Below are 17,216 nucleotides of genomic sequence, written 5' to 3'. Positions count from 1 at the left end.
CCTGTTCTCCCCGATATATGCGTAGCACCGGATCTTTCACAGGTGTAGAGGGCACAGGCGCGACATACGCGCCAGTGCGTTTCAATAGCGGTTTTGCACCTTCGGTCCATCCGAGGTGATGGAATGCAAGGACAGCGTATGATCCGTATTGCGCATCCGGTGACGCAGCATCTGCCGCCCCAAACGGGCCAGATCGGTTGCATATGCGGGATCGTTGGCTACGTTTTGCATTTCACCGGACTGTTGGTGATCGAACAGAATGGGCGGCAAGTCAGCGGCAAATTCGACCAAAGTAAACCGCGCGTCGCGCAAGATGGACAGGTTCGAGGCGCTATGGCCGGTTCCAAGCCGCTGTTGCCATAGAGTTTTTGCTTGCGGATCTCCGAAATCCAGTTCGCTGTAGGTGTAATTGCGCCAATCTTCGGGCGCGTCCCCCGTCAGCAAGGGCAGCAATGACCGTCCGTCCATCGCATTGGGCGGCGTCCGGCCAACCCAGTCGAGGATGGTGGGCGCGATATCAATGGACTCGGTCGGAACGGTCACAACCTGACCGACCTGTGCCTGATTGCCCGGCACCCGAATGATCAGTGGCGTATGATAGGCGGCGTCAAACACCGTCATTTTGCCCCAGCTATGATGATCGCCCAGCATCTCGCCATGGTCTGCGGTCACTACGATAAGCGTCTGCTCATACTGGCCACTGTCTTTCAAAAACTGGATAACTCGCCCAATATGGTGATCGACCTCTGTGGTCAGGCCCAGATAGACGGACCGCAATGTCTGAATATTCTGATCACTCGGTTCGACTTCATCGAACCCCAACACAACGTCTCGTGCGCTATGGCGGTCTATGGTCGGCTCAAAGAACGGGTGCATGGCGCGATCTTGCGCCTCGTCTGCGTGCCGGATCGGCAAAGGCAACGCGGCGGGATCATACATGTCGTTATAGGGCGACGGGGCCACCAGCGGCGGATGCGGCCGGATATAGGTCAAATGCGCAAACCAGCCCTGACCGGCCATCGGCGCCATATGGTTCAGGAAGCTGTCCGTCAGAAAGGCTGTGTCGCTGTCCTCGGCCCGATAAGGTGCGGGATCGTTCAGCCTTGGCGCGCCACCGTCGGGTGCGGTTGGCTTGTGAAGATCCCAATAGTCCTGAAACGCATAGCCCTTTTGCATCAGATGGGCGCGCCAAGGATAGGACTCCTCCAACCGCATCTCCAGCACTTCATCAAAACCAGGCATCGGATGCTCATAAGATTTGAGGATCGGGTCTGACGCATCATAGGCCCTTGGGTCCGCCGAAGTATCGGTATAGCCGAACAACATCGGGCGATACCCCGCCTTTCGCATTTCCGATGCGATGCTGGGCGTGTCATGCCGCAGGGGCGTTCCGTTGCGCACAGACCGGTGGTTCATCGCATATTGCCCAGTCAGGATAGATGCCCGCGACGGCCCACAGGGATTGGTGACTGAAAAATGGCGGTCAAAGCGGACGGCATCAGCTGTCAACGCCCTGAGATTCGGCAGCTCGATACAATCCGCCAGAGCGCCGCTCAGACAATCTGCCCGAAGCTGATCAATGACAATGAAAAGGACATTCCCCGACTGCGGCATGTCAATTCTCTCAAACCCGAATTTAACCTGCGGCCACACTGTCCTGAACAGGTGAATTGAGCAATAGGTATAGACCATGCGCAATCTGGCTTTGGGGCTTGTCGCATTCACGACATGATGCAGGGACAAAATTGCTTCTTCCCAAAAAATTACATTGCAGCCCCACACTGTTTTACATCACATACAGCCATGACGCGACCTAGCCTGAATTCGGAAACAAGCGCCGACGGCGTTTACCTTCGGGTGTCCGGAGACTTGCTGACTCAGACACTCAGTAGCGTCGAACAGAGCTTTGCTGCGTATAAGCCTGACGATAGCAATCTGATCATTGATCTGTCTGGAATCCAGGCGCTGGACACCAGTGGGGCTTGGGTGGTTGCCGACCTTGCGCATAGGGCGAAACTGGCCGGAGCCGAGGTGCGGTTTCAAGGGGCGTTGCCCGCGTATTCCGACCTGATCGAGACGGTCACACGCAACATCCCCGAGGATCCGGAATCAGAAGACACTAGTCGCAGTTTTGCAGATTGGATCGAAAGTCTGGGCAAGCGGACTGCAGGAGGGTGGAAAGACACGCTGTCGATGCTGGAATTCCTTGGGATGACCCTGCACCGGTTGATGCGCACCTTAATGATGCCTCGACGACTGCGCGGTGCCGCGCTTGTGTCGCAAATGGAGGAAACCGGCTTTCGCGCCATTCCAATAGTCGCGCTGATGGGCTTTCTGATCGGGGTGGTTCTGGCGTTTCAGGGCGCAACCCAGCTGAAGCAATTCGGAGCCGAGATCTTCGTGGTCGAGTTGATCTCGATCTCGGTCCTTCGGGAACTGGGCATTTTGCTCACGGCCATCATCGTGGCGGGCCGCTCTGGCTCGGCCTTTACGGCCTCGATCGGGTCGATGAAAGTGCAAGAAGAGATTGACGCGATGAGGACCCTCGGCCTGGATCCGATCGAAGTTCTGGTCATACCCCGCGTCATGGCATTGCTGGTCATGCTGCCCATTCTGGGGTTCATTGCCAATATGGCGGCCCTGATCGGCGGCGGATTGATGAGCTGGATTGATCTGGGCGTCAGCCCCGGCATGTTCGCCACGCGTCTGAAAGAAAACACAGGCATCTGGCAATTTGCCATCGGCATGATCAAGGCCCCTTTCTTTGCGCTTGTGATCGGGGTGATTGCCTGCTGGCAGGCGTTACAGGTCAAGGGTTCGGCCCAAAGCGTTGGGCAGCGTACAACGGCGTCTGTGGTTCAATCCATTTTTATGGTGATCGCGTTGGACGCCTTGTTTTCCATCTTCTTTTCGGTGATGGGTGTCTGACATGGACGGGACTTTGCCGCAGCACAGCCAAAAGGCGGACACACAGCGCGAAGCTGTTATCCGCGTGCGCAACCTGACCAACCAATTCGGCCCTCAGATCGTGCATCAAAATCTGGATTTAGATGTCTGGCGCGGTGAAGTTCTGGGCATCGTCGGCGGATCAGGCACCGGGAAATCCGTTCTTCTGCGCACGATCGTTGGGCTAAACAAACCGGCCGCTGGCAGTATCGAGGTTCTGGGCGTCGATGTTGTGAACGGCCCCGAACAGGAGCGCCGCCAGATTGAACAGCGCTGGGGCGTTGCGTTTCAGGATGGCGCGCTGTTTTCCTCTCTGACCGTGTTGCAAAACATCATGGCGCCGCTTCGCGAACACACGGGCCTTAGTGAAAGCCTGATGTGCGCATTAGGAAACCTCAAGATCAGCCTTGTCGGCCTGCCACAATTTAGCTGCGGCAAGTTTCCGTCCGAATTGTCCGGAGGGATGCGTAAACGCGCCGCCCTTGCACGTGCGCTTGCGCTGGACCCCGAGATTGTCTTTCTGGACGAACCCACCGCCGGTTTGGACCCGATCGGGGCCGCCGCCTATGACGATCTGATCGGCGAGTTGCAACACGCGCTTGGGCTGACCGTTTTCATGGTAACTCATGATTTGGACAGCCTTTATGCCATCTGTGACCGGATTGCCGTACTTGCAGAAAAACGCGTCCTGGTTGAAGGTCCGATTGAAGAAATGACCAAAGTCGATCATCCTTGGGTGCAAGAATATTTCACCGGCCCAAGGGCACGCGCGGCACAAGAAAAAGGGCTAGGCAGGTAAAGGCAATGGAGACCCGAGCAAATTATATCCTGATCGGTGCCTTCACGCTTGCGGGCATTCTTGGTGCGTTCGGGTTCTTCCTTTGGCTCGCCAAATTCGAAATCTCGCGCCAATACGCGTATTATGAGGTGCTGTTCGACAATGTCTCGGGCCTCTCCGCCGCCGGTGGGGTCAGCTATAACGGGTTGCCCGTCGGACAGGTCATTTCGCTGGAGCTGGATGAGGACGATCCTTCGAAAGTACGAGTCCGTCTTGAGGTGGACGCGGAAATCCCGGTGACATCCGAAACTATTGCGCAATTGCAATCGCTTGGGGTGACCGGCGTTAGTTTCGTGGAACTGACCGGTGGATCGTCAACCGCAGAACGCCTACCGCAGAACAGCCTGATTCAAAGCAAACGCAGCGCCATTCAGTCCCTCTTCGAAGGCGCGCCTTTGTTGATGGAGAAAGCCATCACCCTGCTTGAAGACATCAACGAGGTTGTAGACGAAAAAAACCGACAGGCCGTTTCCGATATTCTGGCCAACGTCGCCTCGGCCACCGGGCGGCTGGACAAGACCCTGTCAGATTTCGAATCCCTCTCGGCCGATCTGGGCGGCGCTGCGCGAGAGATTTCGGACTTCTCCAAACGTCTGGATCAGCTCGCCGATACGGCCGAGACCACTCTGACCACCGGAACCGATACACTGAATAGCGTCAAGACGGCCTCTGAATCCGCTGCCGCCGCGCTGGATAGCGCCAAGACGACTTTTGAGACCGCAGACCAGGTTATCCAGCAGGATCTGAGACCGTTTATTGACCGCGCCTCATCTCTGGCAGAAAATCTGTCTGGCCTGTCAGATGAAGGCAGCGTGGCGCTTGCGACTGCCACGGAAACCTTCCTGAATGCCAACGAAACACTCGGCTCTATCACCGGTGCAATGGACACAGCAAAAGGCACACTGACATCAGCCGAGAGCGCCTTTGATTCAGCCAATCGCGTGATCAACGAAGACGTGGGCGCTGTCATGGCCGACATCCGCAACGCCGCCAATCAGGTGGCAACCACTGTCACCAGCTTCACCGACAGGCTGGACGAGATTTCCGAGGATATCCTCAGCGCGTCGGAATCGGCCTCGAACCTGCTGGGAACGATTGACGGAATCGTCCAGGAAAATCGCCGTCAGATTTCGGATTTCATGCGCGTTGGCCTGCCCCAATTCACCCGGTTCATCGAGCAATCCCAACGTTTGGTGGTCACTCTGGATCGGCTGGTCGACAAGGTTGAACGTGACCCCGCGCGGTTCCTGCTGGGCACTCAAGCATCGGAGTTTCGCCAATGATCAGGTTTCTTCCTTTCGTTCTGGCGGCAGTGGTTCTGGCTGGATGCACCGGGCTGGGTACGTTGCAACAGGCGTCAAAGCCCAACGACCTGTATCTGCTGACGCCTAAAAGCACGTTTTCATCGTCGCTGCCACGCGTACAGAAACAGATCGTTGTAGAAGAGCCGACCGCAACGGCGGCGGTCAATACGGATCAGATTGCGATCCAGCCTTCGCATCTGCAAGTACAGTACCTGTCCCGCGCGCGTTGGGTCGACCGAGCTCCCCTGATCGTGCAGGCGCTAATGGTTGAAAGCTATGAAAACAGCGGCAAAGTGGCCGCGGTTGGACGGTCCACTGTTGGCCTTCGAGCAGATTATGTCATCGTCCCCGATCTGCGCGAGTTTCAGGGCATAGTCGTCAGCGGCACCGATGGCGAGTCGACCGTTCGCATAGAAGTGCGCATGAACATCAAGATAATCGACGAGTTCGAAGACAAGATCATAGCGTCGGGTTCGTTTCAGGAAGCCGTGATTGCCGAAAGTGAACAAACCCCGGATCTGGTCAACGCTTTCGATATCGCCCTGGGCAAAACCATGCGCGACGCGGTCGAGTGGAGCGTTCGAAGAATACACACACACTCGACCAATAACCCAAGGTCGTTCTAATCGGCCAAGGACTGGGCCAGGCGCATCAACATGATTGCCTCGGCCCTGTATCCAAACGGATCGTCCCCCCGTGCCGCCGTGGCCATATCGATGGCTTGCGGATAAGACCAATTGCCCAGATATTCACCGCCCCGCAGCGCCTGGGCGTATCCCGCAATCGCGTGGGAAAACGCGACATCGTCCGTCAAAACGCCCTGGTCGAAACGAATAGGGTTTTCGATCAACTGGCTGCGGTCCGATCCGGGTTGCTTGTAGCGCAATTTGAAATATCCGATCTCCTCGTCCGTATCCGCGACCACCTGAGACGCGCCATAGCGCAAGGGACCATTGCGGATCGCGTCGGAGCCGACAGGTGTGACTTCGTAAATCGCAGTCACACTGTGCCCTGCCCCGATATCGCCTGCATCGATTGCATCATTGTCAAAGTCCTGACGCCGAAGTGCCCGCGTCTCATAGCCAATCAGGCGATATTCGGCGATTTGCGCGGGGTTGAACTCGACCTGAATTTTGACATCATTGGCAATCGGAAACAGCGCGCCGGTCAGTTGATCGACCAGCACTTTGCGCGCCTCGCCCAGCGTGTCGATATAGGCCGCCTGCCCGTTCCCGTTCTGCGCCAGCGCCTGCATCGTGGCATCATCCAGATTGCCGCGTCCAAAGCCCAAAACGCTCAGATAAGTTCCGCTGTCGCGTTTCCGAGCGATGAAGTCCTTCAAAGCCTCCGGATCCGACAGCCCCACATTGAAATCACCGTCTGTTGCCAGAACGACCCGCGTCACCTCGCCATCCGACGCAATCTCCCCGGCCACCTGATAGGCCTGTTGCAACCCGGCTTGTCCGGCGGTCCCGCCTCCAGCCTCGAGCTTATCCAGCGCCGCCAAAATCTTACTCCGCTCGGTGGCCCGGGTCGGTTCCAGCACCTGTCCTGTATTGCCCGCATAGGTCACGATTGAGACCTGATCTTCAGGCCCAAGTTCCGACAGCAACAGCCGGAAAGACTGTTTAAGAAGCGGCAGCTTGTTTGCATCCTGCATCGAGCCTGAACTGTCGATCAAAAACACAAGATTCAGGGGCGGACGTTCGGCAATCTGGGGCAGCGCGCCCTGAATACCGATATGCACAAGCTGCGTTCCCGCGTTCCAAGGCGTCGGGCTGACCGTGATCGTCGGACGAAACGGGGCCTCACCATCGGGTGCCGGATAGGCGTAGGGGAAGTAATTCACCATCTCTTCCACCCGCACCGCGTCTTTCGGTGGCATCTGACCATTCAACAGCGAGGACCGGACAATCGCATAGGATGCCGTGTCGACGTCGATCGAGAAGGTCGAAACTGGGTCCTCGGCCGTGACTTTCAGTGGATTGCTATCGGCGTTTGCGAAGGCTTCTGTGTTCGGAGTTGATGCGACTACGACGTCGGGTGCAGCCGGGGCGATCCGGGCAACCTCGGCGACATTATCCCAACCGAGGCGAACCGTCGGCTCGCTGTTTGCACCTTCCGCGCGCTTGCTCAGCGCCTGCGGGGCAGCGGCGATAGCGTCGGCAAATTTTTCCTCGGCTTGTGGCAACGGCTGAGGGATGGGTGCCGGTTCAACAACCCGGCTTTCGATCTGGTCCGTCACGCGCAGCGGGCCAGTTTGCATCTGCGGGACAATAAGCACCAATGCGATAGCCCCAAGGGCTGTTGTAGCGGTCAGAACACCACGGGAAGTCAGGGAATTCAGCATGAAAATCGCTCCTTCTGTCAGGCGGGCTACTGGGCCACGCTTGACGGTGGGACGTGCGCCGACGCGAGATCCTTGGGCACGCGCAAAAGATTTTCGTGCCCGGTCCAGATTATTCGCCCGGCGTGCGCTGTCGGGGGCGGGTGTTGCCGCATCCATCAGCGATTTGAGATGGTCAAGATCGTCGGTCATTGGTCCAATTCCTCTTGCCGCATGGCCCGCAAGCGCTTTCGGATGTCCGACATACGCCACGAGACCGTCCCTTCAGACACGCCCAGAACCTCAGCCGCCTGCGCGTGGGTCATCTCTTCCTCAAGGGTCAGGGCAAGCGTCTCCTGCAAATCCTGCGGCAGGCTGCGCATTGCCCTTTGCAACCAATCCACGGCCTCGGCGGCCTCGGTCGCTTCGGCCCGGCGCATCTGTTCGACGTCGCCCCACCCTGCTGCGACGCGACTGTGAGAAGTGGCGCGGCGACGCGCATCCTCGGCTGCATTGACTACCACACGATAAAGCCATGTGGTGAACTTGGCCCGCGCCTGAAAGGCCTGGACTTTCAAAGGAAGCGCCGCGCAGATATCCTGCGTCAGGTCCTCAGCCTGATCCGCCCGCCCGGTCAGCCGGAAACACAGCCGGAAAATCCGGTCATAGTGGCGCCGCAAAAGAGAAGCGAACGCGTCCGCGTCGCCTTTTGCCGCCGCCCGGGCCAGATCCTCATCCGATGTTTCCATACGCATCACGATGAGTAAGACGGATGGAAAAGGTCAATCCTTGGCGCGCGCGTGAAAAAAATCAGAAATGCTGGGCCGAGGCGATTTTCCAATCGGCTGCGAACTCATCCGGGACGGCATCGCCCAGGAACGCACCCTCATCCACGATATCGTACAGTTCTGCGTAAGAGTGCTCTCGCTCATCCGCTGTACGACGCCGGATATCCGAGGGGTTAAGTTCGGACACTTTCTCTTTGCCCATGGCCCCCAGAATTTCGCGGAAACTTTCCAACGTGGCGTCGTGATAGCGATGAACCCGCTGTCGTTTCTGCGGCACGTTCACGGCGCGACCACGAACCGGGTCCTGCGTGGCGACGCCGGATGGGCAGCGGTTGGTGTTGCAATGCAGCGCCTGAATACAACCAATGGCAAACATCATCGCCCTTGCCGCGTTACACATATCCGCACCAAGCGCGAATTTCTCGATCATGTCATAACCGGTGGCCACTTTGCCCGAACAAATCACCCGGATCTTGTCGCGCAACCCTGCGCCACGCAGGCAATTGTTCACAAAGATCAATGCCTCGTTCAGAGGCATGCCCAGACGGTTGGTGAACTCGACCGGAGCCGCGCCAGTGCCCCCTTCGGACCCGTCAATAGTGATGAAATCTGGCAGAATGCCTGTCTCAAGCATCGCTTTGCAGATTGCCATGAATTCCGACGGGCGACCGATGCATAGCTTGAAGCCAACCGGCTTACCACCCGACATCTCACGCAGATGCTGAACGAACTGCATCAATCCGGTCGGACCCTCAAAGGCGGAGTGCGTGGGGGGCGAAATGACGTCCTGGTGCACCGGAACGCCACGAATTTCAGCAATCTCCTCATCAACCTTGGCGGCAGGCAACACCCCCCCATGCGAGGGCTTGGCCCCCTGCGACAGTTTGATCTCAATTGCCTTTACAACGTCCTTTTTGGCCTTTTCGGCGAATTTGTCCTTGTCGAACCCGCCATCCGCTGAGCGGCATCCAAAATAGCCGGTTCCGATCTGCCAGATGATATCCCCACCCTCGGCCAGATGATGCGGAGACAAACCACCCTCGCCAGTGTTATGAGCAAATCCTCCATCCTTGGCACCGCCGTTCAGAGCCCTGATCGCATTTGCACTAAGCGCGCCAAAGCTCATCGCCGACACGTTCAGGCGCGAAGCATTGTAAGGCTGGGAGCATTGCGGACCGCCCAGCAAAACGCGCTCTTCGCTTTCGTCCACATGTTTTGGGGCGAGTGAGTGATTGGTGCGGTGATAACCCACGGAATTGATATCGTACTGCGTCCCAAAAGCCTGCGTGTCCACCTGACCTTTCGCGCGGGAATAGACCAACCCGCGAACAATTCGGTTATAGGGGCGGCCACTTTCGTTCGTTTCCACAAAATACTGGCGGATTTCGGGGCTGACAAACTCCAGCATATAGCGAAAATGCCCAAGCACCGGGTAATTGTTCAGAACATTGTGCTTCGTCGTCAGTATGTCGTACAGACCGATCACGGCGTAGGGGATCAGCAAGATCAACAGCCAATGGATCGGAGACCAGACAAACCCAAGGATCAGGGTCAGCGGCAGGCAAACACAGCTTAGAAAGTAATAGAGTCGGCGGACTATCATTGGGGCTCTCCTGAACTGGCCTGCGTTACATCGGAAGTTGGGCAATTCGATCTTTTGTTGCAAGCGTTTATGCCATTTGTCACCTGTTCCAGCGGATTCGTGATAGTGGCGGTCGATGGTTGATCCGTCCCCAGCCAGTGGGTATGCCGATAGGCACAAAGAACTGGGCAGGGTCTGTGACTGATAGCAAACTTCAACCCAACATTGGGCGCATGTTCCTTGCCGTTTTTGTCGGCGGCGCGGCAGGTTCGCTGCTGCGTGAAGGGTTGTCGGTCCCGCTGCCCAGTATCTTGGCCGTAACGACGACCTTCGGGATCAATGTTCTTGCCTGTTTCGTTCTAGGCTGGCTCTATTCCATCCGGCACCGGGTTCATGCGCATGTATTGCATCTGGGAGCTGTGGGGTTTTGCGGCGGGCTGTCCACCTTTTCCTCTTTCGTGGCCGATCTGGCCGCGATCGCCTCAACTAGCCCATGGGGCGCGGTCTATGTTGCCACGTCCGAGATTGTCTTTGGCCTTGCCGCAGCCCTGTTGGGTGAGGCAGTCGGGCGGCGCGTTCACGGCGTGAAGGGGGCCAGATGACCGAAGCCTATCTGCACGCCATCTTTGGCCTCGGCGGAGGGTTGGGAGCGGTTCTGCGCCATTGGATCGCCTTGCGGCTGCGGCACGATCTGCCGATTGCAACGCTGTTTGTGAACGTGCTGGGCAGCCTGTTGCTGGGGCTTTGGATAGGGGTTCTCGGCGGGCCAGTCGAGATGGGGGAGGAGGCGCGGCGACTGGTATTCGGATTCTGCGGCGGCTTCACCACGTTTTCTAGCTTTGCCTATCAAACGCTGGACCTGAAACGAGAACGCACCCTTGTGTTGGCCGCTGGCAACATCGCGTTCAGCCTTGCCCTTTGTTGGGGGGCGGTTGTATTGGGAATGTGGCTGACGCAGTGACCGATCGCGGCCCCGGCAAGTTACATCGGATAGGTATGCATCCGCATCGACAGATTGCCCATGATCCAGACCGTGCCCACGATGATGATCAAAAGGACAAGCGTTGAAAACAGCACCAAGTCCAAATCCTCGCGGCTGCTGCGGCGGCGATCAATATGCAGGAAATACACCAGTTGCACGATCAGTTGGGCCAGGCCCAACAGACCAATCGTCAGGTAGACGCCCGTGGTTTTAATGCCGAACACATAGGCAATGATGAAAACGATCAGCGTCAGCACCAATGAACCGCCGTAACCGACAACATAGCGTCTGCGTTCGCGCCGGTGCATCTCGGTGAGGTTATCCATAGGTCAGCCCTCCGAAGTAGACGATAGTGATGATGCCGATCCAGATCAGGTCGAGAAAGTGCCAAAACAGCGCCAGACGCACAACGCGGGACATCAGCACATCGGTCAGGCCAAAGACGCGCAGCTGTATGCCAAGCACGACCAACCACAGACACCCCGCCGCAACATGCAGCCCGTGTAGCGGGACCAACCCGTAGAATGCCGACAGGAATCCACTGCGCTGGGGTACTCCGCCCTTTTCCGCCATCGCCATGAAGTCGCGCAGTTCAAGCACCAAAAAGCTGAGGCCAAGGACCAGCGTTATCCCAAACCACATCACGATGCGGGATCGTGGCAGGTTGTATTTCAGAGCCAGCATTGCCAGCCCGACCGTCAGGCTGCTGGTCAGCAGGATCAACGTCTGGGCGAAAATACTGGTCAGATCGAACAGCTCATGCGGACCGGGGCCACCAGCCTGCGCGTCGATCATGGTGATGTAGATGGCGAACATCAGGCCGAAATAGACCAGATCGCTCATCAGAAAGACCCAGAACCCGAACGAGACGACCTCGGTGGCTTTGTCCGCGCCGGGGTGGCGGCGACCAAGGTTCAGGCCAGGATAGCTGTGGGTGGGCGCGCGCTTCATGTCGCCGCCTCCAGATCGGGGCGGGCAAGGCCGCGATTTTCCGGCGCGTATTCGTGATCGCGGTCAACGGGGGTCGCTGCGCGGACCAGATCCAGCCAAGCCTCGTGTTCCTTGCGCACCTGTTCGGCTGGGATGACCTCTTCGGTATCGGTTCTGAACGTCCAGGCGATGAAGGACACGAGCATAAGACCGGTAGTCAGCGCCGCCAGCCACCAGATCCACCAGACAAGTGCGAACATCCACACCCCGCTGAGCACGCAGAGGATGAAACCGATGCTTGTGTTGCGCGGCAGCAGGATATCCTCGTAGGCATCCGGCGTTGGATAGGCCGCACCCTGCTCTTTCGCTTCGGCAAAGTCGTCACGGTCTGTCACCTGCGGGATAACGGCGAAATTATAGGGCGGCGGCGGGGCCGGGATGGACCATTCCAACGTGCGCGCGTCCCATGGGTCCCCGACAGGAACGCGTGTGGTTTCACGCTGTTTGATACTGACCCACAACTGCGCGACAACCGACAGAAGTGCGGCCAGAATGACCAGCGAGCCCAGGGCAGCCACGATCATATAAGGGTGAAAGCTGGGGTCTTCCCAACTGAACGACCGGCGCGGCATCCCCATCAGTCCCACGAAATAAAGCGGCAGGAAGGTCAGCATGAACCCGACCGTCCACAGGACCACCGAGATCCGGCCCCATGTTTCGTTCAGGCGAAATCCGAAGGCCTTGGGGAACCAATAGTTATACCCGGCCAACAGCCCGAACAGCACCCCCGGCAGTAGCACATTGTGGAAATGCGCCACCAAGAACAGAGTATTGTGCACCTGATAGTCGATGGTCGGATTGGCAAGAATGACACCCGACAGCCCTCCGATCACAAAGAGCATCAGGAACGCCAGACCATAGAGCATCGGCACCGAAAACCGGATGCGCCCGCGAAACAGCGTCGCCATCCAGTCATAGACTTTCACGCCGGTCGGGATGGCGATCAGCATTGTGGCGATGCCGAAAACCGCATTGATCAGCGCGCTTTGCCCCATGGTAAAGAAATGGTGCAGCCAGACCGTAAAGGACATAATCGCAATCGACATGGTCGCAATGACCAGCGAGTTGTACCCGTATAGCCGTTTGGCCGAGAAGGTGGCGAAAATCTCGGAATAGATCCCGTAGGCGGGCAGAACCAGCAGATAGACCTCGGGGTGGCCGAACAACCAGAAAAGATTGGCGTAGTTCATCATGTTGCCGCCAAGGTCATTGGTGAAAAAGTGGAAATCCAGATACCGGTCAGCCGCCAGCATCAAAGCGGCCACACCCAAAGGAGGCATTGCAAAGACGATCAGGATTGAACTGCAAATGATCGTCCAGCAATACATCGGCAGCCGCATGAAGGTCATACCCGGCGCCCGCAGCTTGTAGATCGTCACCGCAAAGTTGATCCCTGTCAGGGTGGTGCCGATCCCCGATACGACAATGGCCCAAATCCAGTAATCCGGCCCGACGCCCGGATTGAACGCGGCACCGGTATAAGGCGGATAGGCCGTCCACCCTCCGGTCGAGAACGCACCCACGACCAGCGAGACCATCAGCATCATCCCGGCAGAAACCGTCAGACCCAGGCTGATCTGGTTCATGACCGGAAAGGCAACATCGCGTGCGCCGATCATCAAAGGGATTAGAAAGTTCGCGACGCCAAACACAAAGGGCACCGCCACAAAGAACACCATGATCGTGCCATGGGTACTGAAAAGCTCGGCGAAATGTTCGGCCTCAAGAAAACCGTCCCCCGGGCCCGCAGCTTGCTGGGCGCGCATAACGACGCCCTCCAACACTCCACGCGCCAGCATGACAATGGCAAAGACGATGTACATGATGCCGATTTTCTTATGATCCGCACTGGTCAGCCAATCACGCCACAAGGGCCCCCACAGGCGGAACCATGTCAGCAGCCCTACAACGACAACAACCCCGACCAGCACGACGGCGGCGGCGGCATTCGCCACAATCTCATTGGCGTTCGGCGTCTGGATCAGACCTACGATCGGGAACGCGTCCCAGCTTAACCGCCCGATCAGCCCTCCTGCTTCCGACGTCATTGCGCACCCTCCTGCCCATAGGTTGCAGTTCCGGGTTGCTGATCTGTCGGTAGCGGTTGCCCACCGTGATATCGGTGCAGGATCGAGTGGAACAAATCCCCCTCCTCAAGCGTGAAATACAGCGCGTTGAGCGGCATGAGCGGCGTACCCAACGCGGCCTGTACCTCATCGCGGTCGGTGCGCATGGCCAATGTTTGATAGGTCTCATCGGTCAGCGGAATGCCATGGGTGCGGACGCTGTTGACCCAGGCCTCAAAATCGCCCGGTTGCATCGCTTGCGTCACGAATTTCTGCTTGGTGAACCCACGGCCGTTATATTGGGTGTTTTCGCCCTGCATGGTCCGGGGGGTGTCGGCCACCAGATGCAATTTGGATGTCATGCCGGGCATCGCGTAAATCTGCCCTGCCAGCGCCGGGATCATGAAGGATTGCATGACCGTATCGGTCGTCAAGGTCAGGGCCACCTGCTGGTTCACGGGTATGCCGAACTCTCCCACGCTGGCGATGCCATGATCGGGGTAGATGAACAGCCATTTCCAGTCGAGCCCCACAACCTGCACGTTCAGGGCGGGTTGGCCTCCAAACGGGGCGGCATAGGGATCAAGCCGATGCGTCGCTTTCCACAAGTAGAACGACAGGATGGCCACGATCAGTACCGGCACACCCCACATAGCAAATTCCAGAGGCCCCGAGAAATCCCATTTGGGTCGGTAAGCGGCAGAGGTGTCGGGGCGACGGCGATAGCGATAGGCGATCAGGGGTACCAGCACCAACACCGGGATCACAGCAATCAGGATCAGAGCCGTCGCGCGCAGCAGATGGGTTTTCTGCACGGCCGCAATCGGCCCCTGCGGGTCCAGAAAACTGTCGCTGGCAAAAACGGATTGCGCGGACACAAGTGCAAGCACAACCAGCACGAGCACTCGCGACCAACTGAAATACCTCACACCCAAAAGCCCTTATACCGATATCTGGGTCAACTATCGGCAGAGTCACACGATTACTCAAGGCTTTTTCGGGTCGGATTTTCGCCCGACCCAAGCGAGCGGTGTCAGCCGCGCCCACGATAGGGCGGCACGCCCTGATCGGGAATCCAGACATGCTCGGGTATGGCCCCCGTCTGCCAGAAAACATCAATCGGAATACCGCCCCGCGGATACCAGTACCCGCCGATCCGTAGCCAGCGCGGGTCAAGAAAATCGACCAGACGACGCGCGATGGACACGGTGCAATCTTCGTGAAACGCGCCGTGATTGCGGAACGAGCCCAGAAACAGCTTGAGCGACTTCGATTCCACCAACCATTCGCCGGGCACATAGTCGATCACCAGATGTGCAAAATCCGGCTGCCCCGTCATCGGGCACAGCGAGGTGAACTCGGGCGCGGTGAACCGCACGCAATAGTCGGTATCGGCCTGCGGGTTTTGCACCCGTTCCAGCTCGGCGGTTTCGGGAGAGGTGGGCAGTTCGGTTTTGCCGCCCAATTGGGTCAGGTCGCTGTAGATGGTTTCCATTGTCTTCTCCTGATGGGGTTTTAGACCCCGCGTTTGTTGCCCCACAAAAGGACATGCAGTTGAGGCAGCACCCGAGGGGTGAACCAGCCATCTGCGGTGACTTTCTCGACCAACCATAGCAGTCGATCCGACAGGGTTTGCGGATCGAAGGGCTGCGTGGGATCGACTGTATCGTTGCCCGGTTGCAGGTACAGCGGCAGCGCAGGATAACGATCCGCCGCGGCACGGGCCCAGTCATAATCGCGTTCATCAAAGATCACGATTTTCATAACCGTTTTGGGGCTGTTTCCAGCAGCCAACAGGCAGGTGTCGAACGCTGCCCAATCCACCGTCTCCCCGCTAGAGGGCGGTTTGGGGCTCAGGACCAGCGTATCCAGATCGCTGAACCACGGCTTTGCGATAGAACCTTGCGTCTCGCAGGCGAACCGATAGCCTTCGACCTTTCCCTTGGCGATCAGAGGGGCAAAGTCCTGAATGGCCGGGTTGCCACCCGACAGCGACACGGTCAAAGGCCGCCCGCCTGACAGATCGCACACCCGGCTCCAGACTACATCCGTGGTCATCGCCGCCCAGTCATGACGATAGGCAGTATCAACCGCGTGCAGGCTATCGCACCAGCTGCACCGGTAATCGCATCCGCCGGTGCGCACAAACACGGTAGGTTCCCCGATCAGCGCGCCTTCGCCCTGAATCGTAGGGCCAAAAATCTCGGCAATGCGCAGGCGGGTCATGGGCGATACTCGGCCCATGTTTTCGGCGTCTCACTGACCCGCACAGCGGCGGTTTCCGGCCAACGAGCAGCACACCAGTCATAGAAATGACGCGCCATGTTTTCAGCCGTGGTCAGGATGTTCATCACATCGTTCAGATGGCGATGATCAAACGTCTCGTCGATATAGGTCTTGAGCGGCTTCAGCTCGCCATAATCGCGGACAAACCCGTCAGCGTTCAGGTCCTTGGCGGCCAGTTCGACCTCGACCACATAATTATGCCCGTGCATCCGCGCGCATTGGTGATCGTCGGGCAGATGGGTCAGTTGGTGCGAGGCAGAAAAGTGGAATTCCTTGGTGATCCGATACATCAGGCGCTTTCCTTCTGTGCCGTGGCCGCCACCCAGAAATCAGGGTCGTCATAGGTGGTCGGGTCCGGGATGCCGGCCAGATGGAACGCCTCGCGCCGTTCCACGCAGGTGCCGCAGCGCCCGCAGTGATGATCTCCGCCTTTGTAGCAGGACCATGTCTGCGCGAAGGGGGTGTTCACCCGTGCGCCCTCGGTCACGATATCGGCCTTGCTGCGATGCACGAACGGCGTGAACAGCGAGACATCGGCATAGCCATCAAGCGCCAGTTTCTGCATCGCCTCAAAGGCCTCGGTGAAGGCCGGGCGGCAATCGGGATAGATAAAGTGATCCCCGCCATGCACGGCAGTGGCCACAGCATCCGCACCACGGGCGGCGGCGGCACCGAATGCGACGGTCAGCATGATGGCATTGCGGTTGGGCACCACGGTCACTTTCATGCTGTCCTCGGCATAATGCCCGTCGGGCACATCCACATCATCGGTCAGGGCCGAGCCGGTCAGAACCGCACCCACAGGGCGGAGGTCGATGATGTCATGAGACACGCCAAGGCGCTGTGCACACAACGCGGCATAGTCCAGCTCTTTGCGGTGACGCTGGCCATAGTCGAAAGAGATCAGGCCCGCCAATTCGTGATCCTGCGCAACCATATGCGCCAAAGATACCGAATCCAGCCCGCCCGAGCAGATTACGATCGTTTTCATATTTTGAACCCTTGTTTTGATACCCGGGTAGGCTGCGACCGGGATGCGCCCTGTTATACTCTGTCGTGCGCGGTGCCAAGGCCCAAGCGCCTGATTGCCGGATCACAAGACGGACAG

General features: G+C 58.1%; 18 protein-coding genes. 6 read left to right on the top strand and 12 right to left on the bottom strand.

The window, feature by feature from the left end; translation table 11 throughout:
* Positions 1 to 81 precede the first annotated feature (81 nt).
* Positions 82 to 1,614, bottom strand: a complete 1,533-nt coding sequence (locus GOV80_RS14575) for an alkaline phosphatase family protein (RefSeq protein WP_170785797.1) — start codon at positions 1,612 to 1,614, stop codon at positions 82 to 84.
* Positions 1,615 to 1,803: 189 nt separating this feature from the next.
* On the opposite strand from GOV80_RS14575, the gene GOV80_RS14570 reads away from it, so the two are divergent.
* From GOV80_RS14570 to GOV80_RS14555, 4 genes are read left to right on the top strand one after another with little or no spacing between them, the layout of a single operon-like run.
* Positions 1,804 to 2,928 (top strand): ABC transporter permease, encoded by a 1,125-nt coding sequence (locus tag GOV80_RS14570; protein ID WP_170785795.1) that lies wholly within the window; start codon positions 1,804 to 1,806, stop codon positions 2,926 to 2,928.
* Between the two features lies 1 nt (position 2,929).
* Complete coding sequence (locus tag GOV80_RS14565) at positions 2,930 to 3,745, top strand: ABC transporter ATP-binding protein (RefSeq protein WP_170785793.1); 816 nt, start codon at positions 2,930 to 2,932, stop codon at positions 3,743 to 3,745.
* A gap of 5 nt (positions 3,746 to 3,750) precedes the next feature.
* Entirely contained in the window at positions 3,751 to 5,067 is a 1,317-nt protein-coding gene (locus tag GOV80_RS14560) for an MlaD family protein (RefSeq protein WP_170785791.1), read from the top strand.
* Entirely contained in the window at positions 5,064 to 5,714 is a 651-nt protein-coding gene (locus tag GOV80_RS14555; RefSeq protein ID WP_170785788.1) for an ABC-type transport auxiliary lipoprotein family protein, read from the top strand. Before GOV80_RS14560 ends, GOV80_RS14555 begins: the two co-directional genes overlap by 4 nt.
* On the opposite strand, the gene GOV80_RS14550 is transcribed toward GOV80_RS14555, so the two are convergent.
* The 3 genes from GOV80_RS14550 to GOV80_RS14540 form a co-directional block, all read right to left on the bottom strand.
* On the bottom strand, positions 5,711 to 7,627 hold the full coding sequence (locus tag GOV80_RS14550) for a vWA domain-containing protein (protein WP_170785786.1): 1,917 nt from the start codon (positions 7,625 to 7,627) through the stop codon (positions 5,711 to 5,713). The genes GOV80_RS14555 and GOV80_RS14550 overlap by 4 nt on opposite strands.
* Positions 7,624 to 8,163, bottom strand: coding sequence for an RNA polymerase sigma factor (locus GOV80_RS14545; RefSeq protein ID WP_170785784.1), 540 nt, complete (start codon positions 8,161 to 8,163; stop codon positions 7,624 to 7,626). The genes GOV80_RS14550 and GOV80_RS14545 overlap by 4 nt, the downstream gene beginning before the upstream one ends.
* Before the next feature lie 61 nt (positions 8,164 to 8,224).
* Complete coding sequence (locus tag GOV80_RS14540) at positions 8,225 to 9,805, bottom strand: FMN-binding glutamate synthase family protein (protein WP_170785782.1); 1,581 nt, start codon at positions 9,803 to 9,805, stop codon at positions 8,225 to 8,227.
* A gap of 176 nt (positions 9,806 to 9,981) precedes the next feature.
* On the opposite strand from GOV80_RS14540, the gene GOV80_RS14535 reads away from it, so the two are divergent.
* Together GOV80_RS14535 and GOV80_RS14530 are read left to right on the top strand one after the other, a co-directional pair.
* Complete coding sequence (locus GOV80_RS14535; protein WP_336510165.1) at positions 9,982 to 10,386, top strand: fluoride efflux transporter FluC; 405 nt, start codon at positions 9,982 to 9,984, stop codon at positions 10,384 to 10,386.
* Complete coding sequence (locus GOV80_RS14530; RefSeq protein WP_170773343.1) at positions 10,383 to 10,745, top strand: fluoride efflux transporter FluC; 363 nt, start codon at positions 10,383 to 10,385, stop codon at positions 10,743 to 10,745. Before GOV80_RS14535 ends, GOV80_RS14530 begins: the two co-directional genes overlap by 4 nt.
* Before the next feature lie 20 nt (positions 10,746 to 10,765).
* On the opposite strand, the gene GOV80_RS14525 is transcribed toward GOV80_RS14530, so the two are convergent.
* From GOV80_RS14525 to queC, 8 genes are all read right to left on the bottom strand, one after another.
* A complete protein-coding gene (locus tag GOV80_RS14525) occupies positions 10,766 to 11,092 on the bottom strand; it encodes a cytochrome o ubiquinol oxidase subunit IV (protein ID WP_237215853.1) in 327 nt (108 codons plus the stop codon).
* Positions 11,085 to 11,717: a cytochrome c oxidase subunit 3 gene (locus GOV80_RS14520; RefSeq protein ID WP_170785780.1), complete on the bottom strand. Its 633-nt coding sequence runs from the start codon at positions 11,715 to 11,717 to the stop codon at positions 11,085 to 11,087. Before GOV80_RS14520 ends, GOV80_RS14525 begins: the two co-directional genes overlap by 8 nt.
* Positions 11,714 to 13,804 (bottom strand): cbb3-type cytochrome c oxidase subunit I, encoded by a 2,091-nt coding sequence (locus GOV80_RS14515; RefSeq protein WP_170785778.1) that lies wholly within the window; start codon positions 13,802 to 13,804, stop codon positions 11,714 to 11,716. The genes GOV80_RS14520 and GOV80_RS14515 overlap by 4 nt, the downstream gene beginning before the upstream one ends.
* Positions 13,801 to 14,721: a cytochrome ubiquinol oxidase subunit II gene (locus GOV80_RS14510; RefSeq protein ID WP_336510164.1), complete on the bottom strand. Its 921-nt coding sequence runs from the start codon at positions 14,719 to 14,721 to the stop codon at positions 13,801 to 13,803. Before GOV80_RS14510 ends, GOV80_RS14515 begins: the two co-directional genes overlap by 4 nt.
* Before the next feature lie 134 nt (positions 14,722 to 14,855).
* Positions 14,856 to 15,317 (bottom strand): preQ(1) synthase, encoded by a 462-nt coding sequence (gene queF, locus GOV80_RS14505; RefSeq protein WP_170785777.1) that lies wholly within the window; start codon positions 15,315 to 15,317, stop codon positions 14,856 to 14,858.
* A gap of 20 nt (positions 15,318 to 15,337) precedes the next feature.
* Positions 15,338 to 16,048: a 7-carboxy-7-deazaguanine synthase QueE gene (gene queE / locus GOV80_RS14500; protein WP_170785775.1), complete on the bottom strand. Its 711-nt coding sequence runs from the start codon at positions 16,046 to 16,048 to the stop codon at positions 15,338 to 15,340.
* Positions 16,045 to 16,398, bottom strand: coding sequence for a 6-carboxytetrahydropterin synthase QueD (gene queD, locus GOV80_RS14495; RefSeq protein WP_170773332.1), 354 nt, complete (start codon positions 16,396 to 16,398; stop codon positions 16,045 to 16,047). The genes queE and queD overlap by 4 nt, the downstream gene beginning before the upstream one ends.
* On the bottom strand, positions 16,398 to 17,099 hold the full coding sequence (gene queC, locus GOV80_RS14490) for a 7-cyano-7-deazaguanine synthase QueC (RefSeq protein ID WP_170773330.1): 702 nt from the start codon (positions 17,097 to 17,099) through the stop codon (positions 16,398 to 16,400). The genes queD and queC overlap by 1 nt, the downstream gene beginning before the upstream one ends.
* Positions 17,100 to 17,216 lie beyond the last annotated feature (117 nt).

The sequence above is a fragment of the Ruegeria lacuscaerulensis genome, assembly GCF_013034685.1.
Classification (GTDB): domain Bacteria; phylum Pseudomonadota; class Alphaproteobacteria; order Rhodobacterales; family Rhodobacteraceae; genus Ruegeria; species Ruegeria lacuscaerulensis_B.
Note: the sequence above shows the minus strand (reverse complement) of the source record. Positions and strands in the feature narration are given on the sequence as shown.

Bases quoted from the DNA above. Each gene is read 5' to 3' on its own strand.
- GOV80_RS14575 (WP_170785797.1), bottom strand. From the start codon at position 1,614: ATGCCGCAGTCGGGGAATGTCCTTTTCATTGTCATTGATCAGCTTCGG.
- GOV80_RS14570 (WP_170785795.1), top strand. From the start codon at position 1,804: ATGACGCGACCTAGCCTGAATTCGGAAACAAGCGCCGACGGCGTTTAC.
- GOV80_RS14565 (WP_170785793.1), top strand. From the start codon at position 2,930: ATGGACGGGACTTTGCCGCAGCACAGCCAAAAGGCGGACACACAGCGC.
- GOV80_RS14560 (WP_170785791.1), top strand. From the start codon at position 3,751: ATGGAGACCCGAGCAAATTATATCCTGATCGGTGCCTTCACGCTTGCG.
- GOV80_RS14555 (WP_170785788.1), top strand. From the start codon at position 5,064: ATGATCAGGTTTCTTCCTTTCGTTCTGGCGGCAGTGGTTCTGGCTGGA.
- GOV80_RS14550 (WP_170785786.1), bottom strand. From the start codon at position 7,627: ATGACCGACGATCTTGACCATCTCAAATCGCTGATGGATGCGGCAACA.
- GOV80_RS14545 (WP_170785784.1), bottom strand. From the start codon at position 8,163: ATGGAAACATCGGATGAGGATCTGGCCCGGGCGGCGGCAAAAGGCGAC.
- GOV80_RS14540 (WP_170785782.1), bottom strand. From the start codon at position 9,805: ATGATAGTCCGCCGACTCTATTACTTTCTAAGCTGTGTTTGCCTGCCG.
- GOV80_RS14530 (WP_170773343.1), top strand. From the start codon at position 10,383: ATGACCGAAGCCTATCTGCACGCCATCTTTGGCCTCGGCGGAGGGTTG.
- GOV80_RS14525 (WP_237215853.1), bottom strand. From the start codon at position 11,092: ATGGATAACCTCACCGAGATGCACCGGCGCGAACGCAGACGCTATGTT.
- GOV80_RS14520 (WP_170785780.1), bottom strand. From the start codon at position 11,717: ATGAAGCGCGCGCCCACCCACAGCTATCCTGGCCTGAACCTTGGTCGC.
- GOV80_RS14515 (WP_170785778.1), bottom strand. From the start codon at position 13,804: ATGACGTCGGAAGCAGGAGGGCTGATCGGGCGGTTAAGCTGGGACGCG.
- queF (WP_170785777.1), bottom strand. From the start codon at position 15,317: ATGGAAACCATCTACAGCGACCTGACCCAATTGGGCGGCAAAACCGAA.
- queE (WP_170785775.1), bottom strand. From the start codon at position 16,048: ATGACCCGCCTGCGCATTGCCGAGATTTTTGGCCCTACGATTCAGGGC.
- queD (WP_170773332.1), bottom strand. From the start codon at position 16,398: ATGTATCGGATCACCAAGGAATTCCACTTTTCTGCCTCGCACCAACTG.
- queC (WP_170773330.1), bottom strand. From the start codon at position 17,099: ATGAAAACGATCGTAATCTGCTCGGGCGGGCTGGATTCGGTATCTTTG.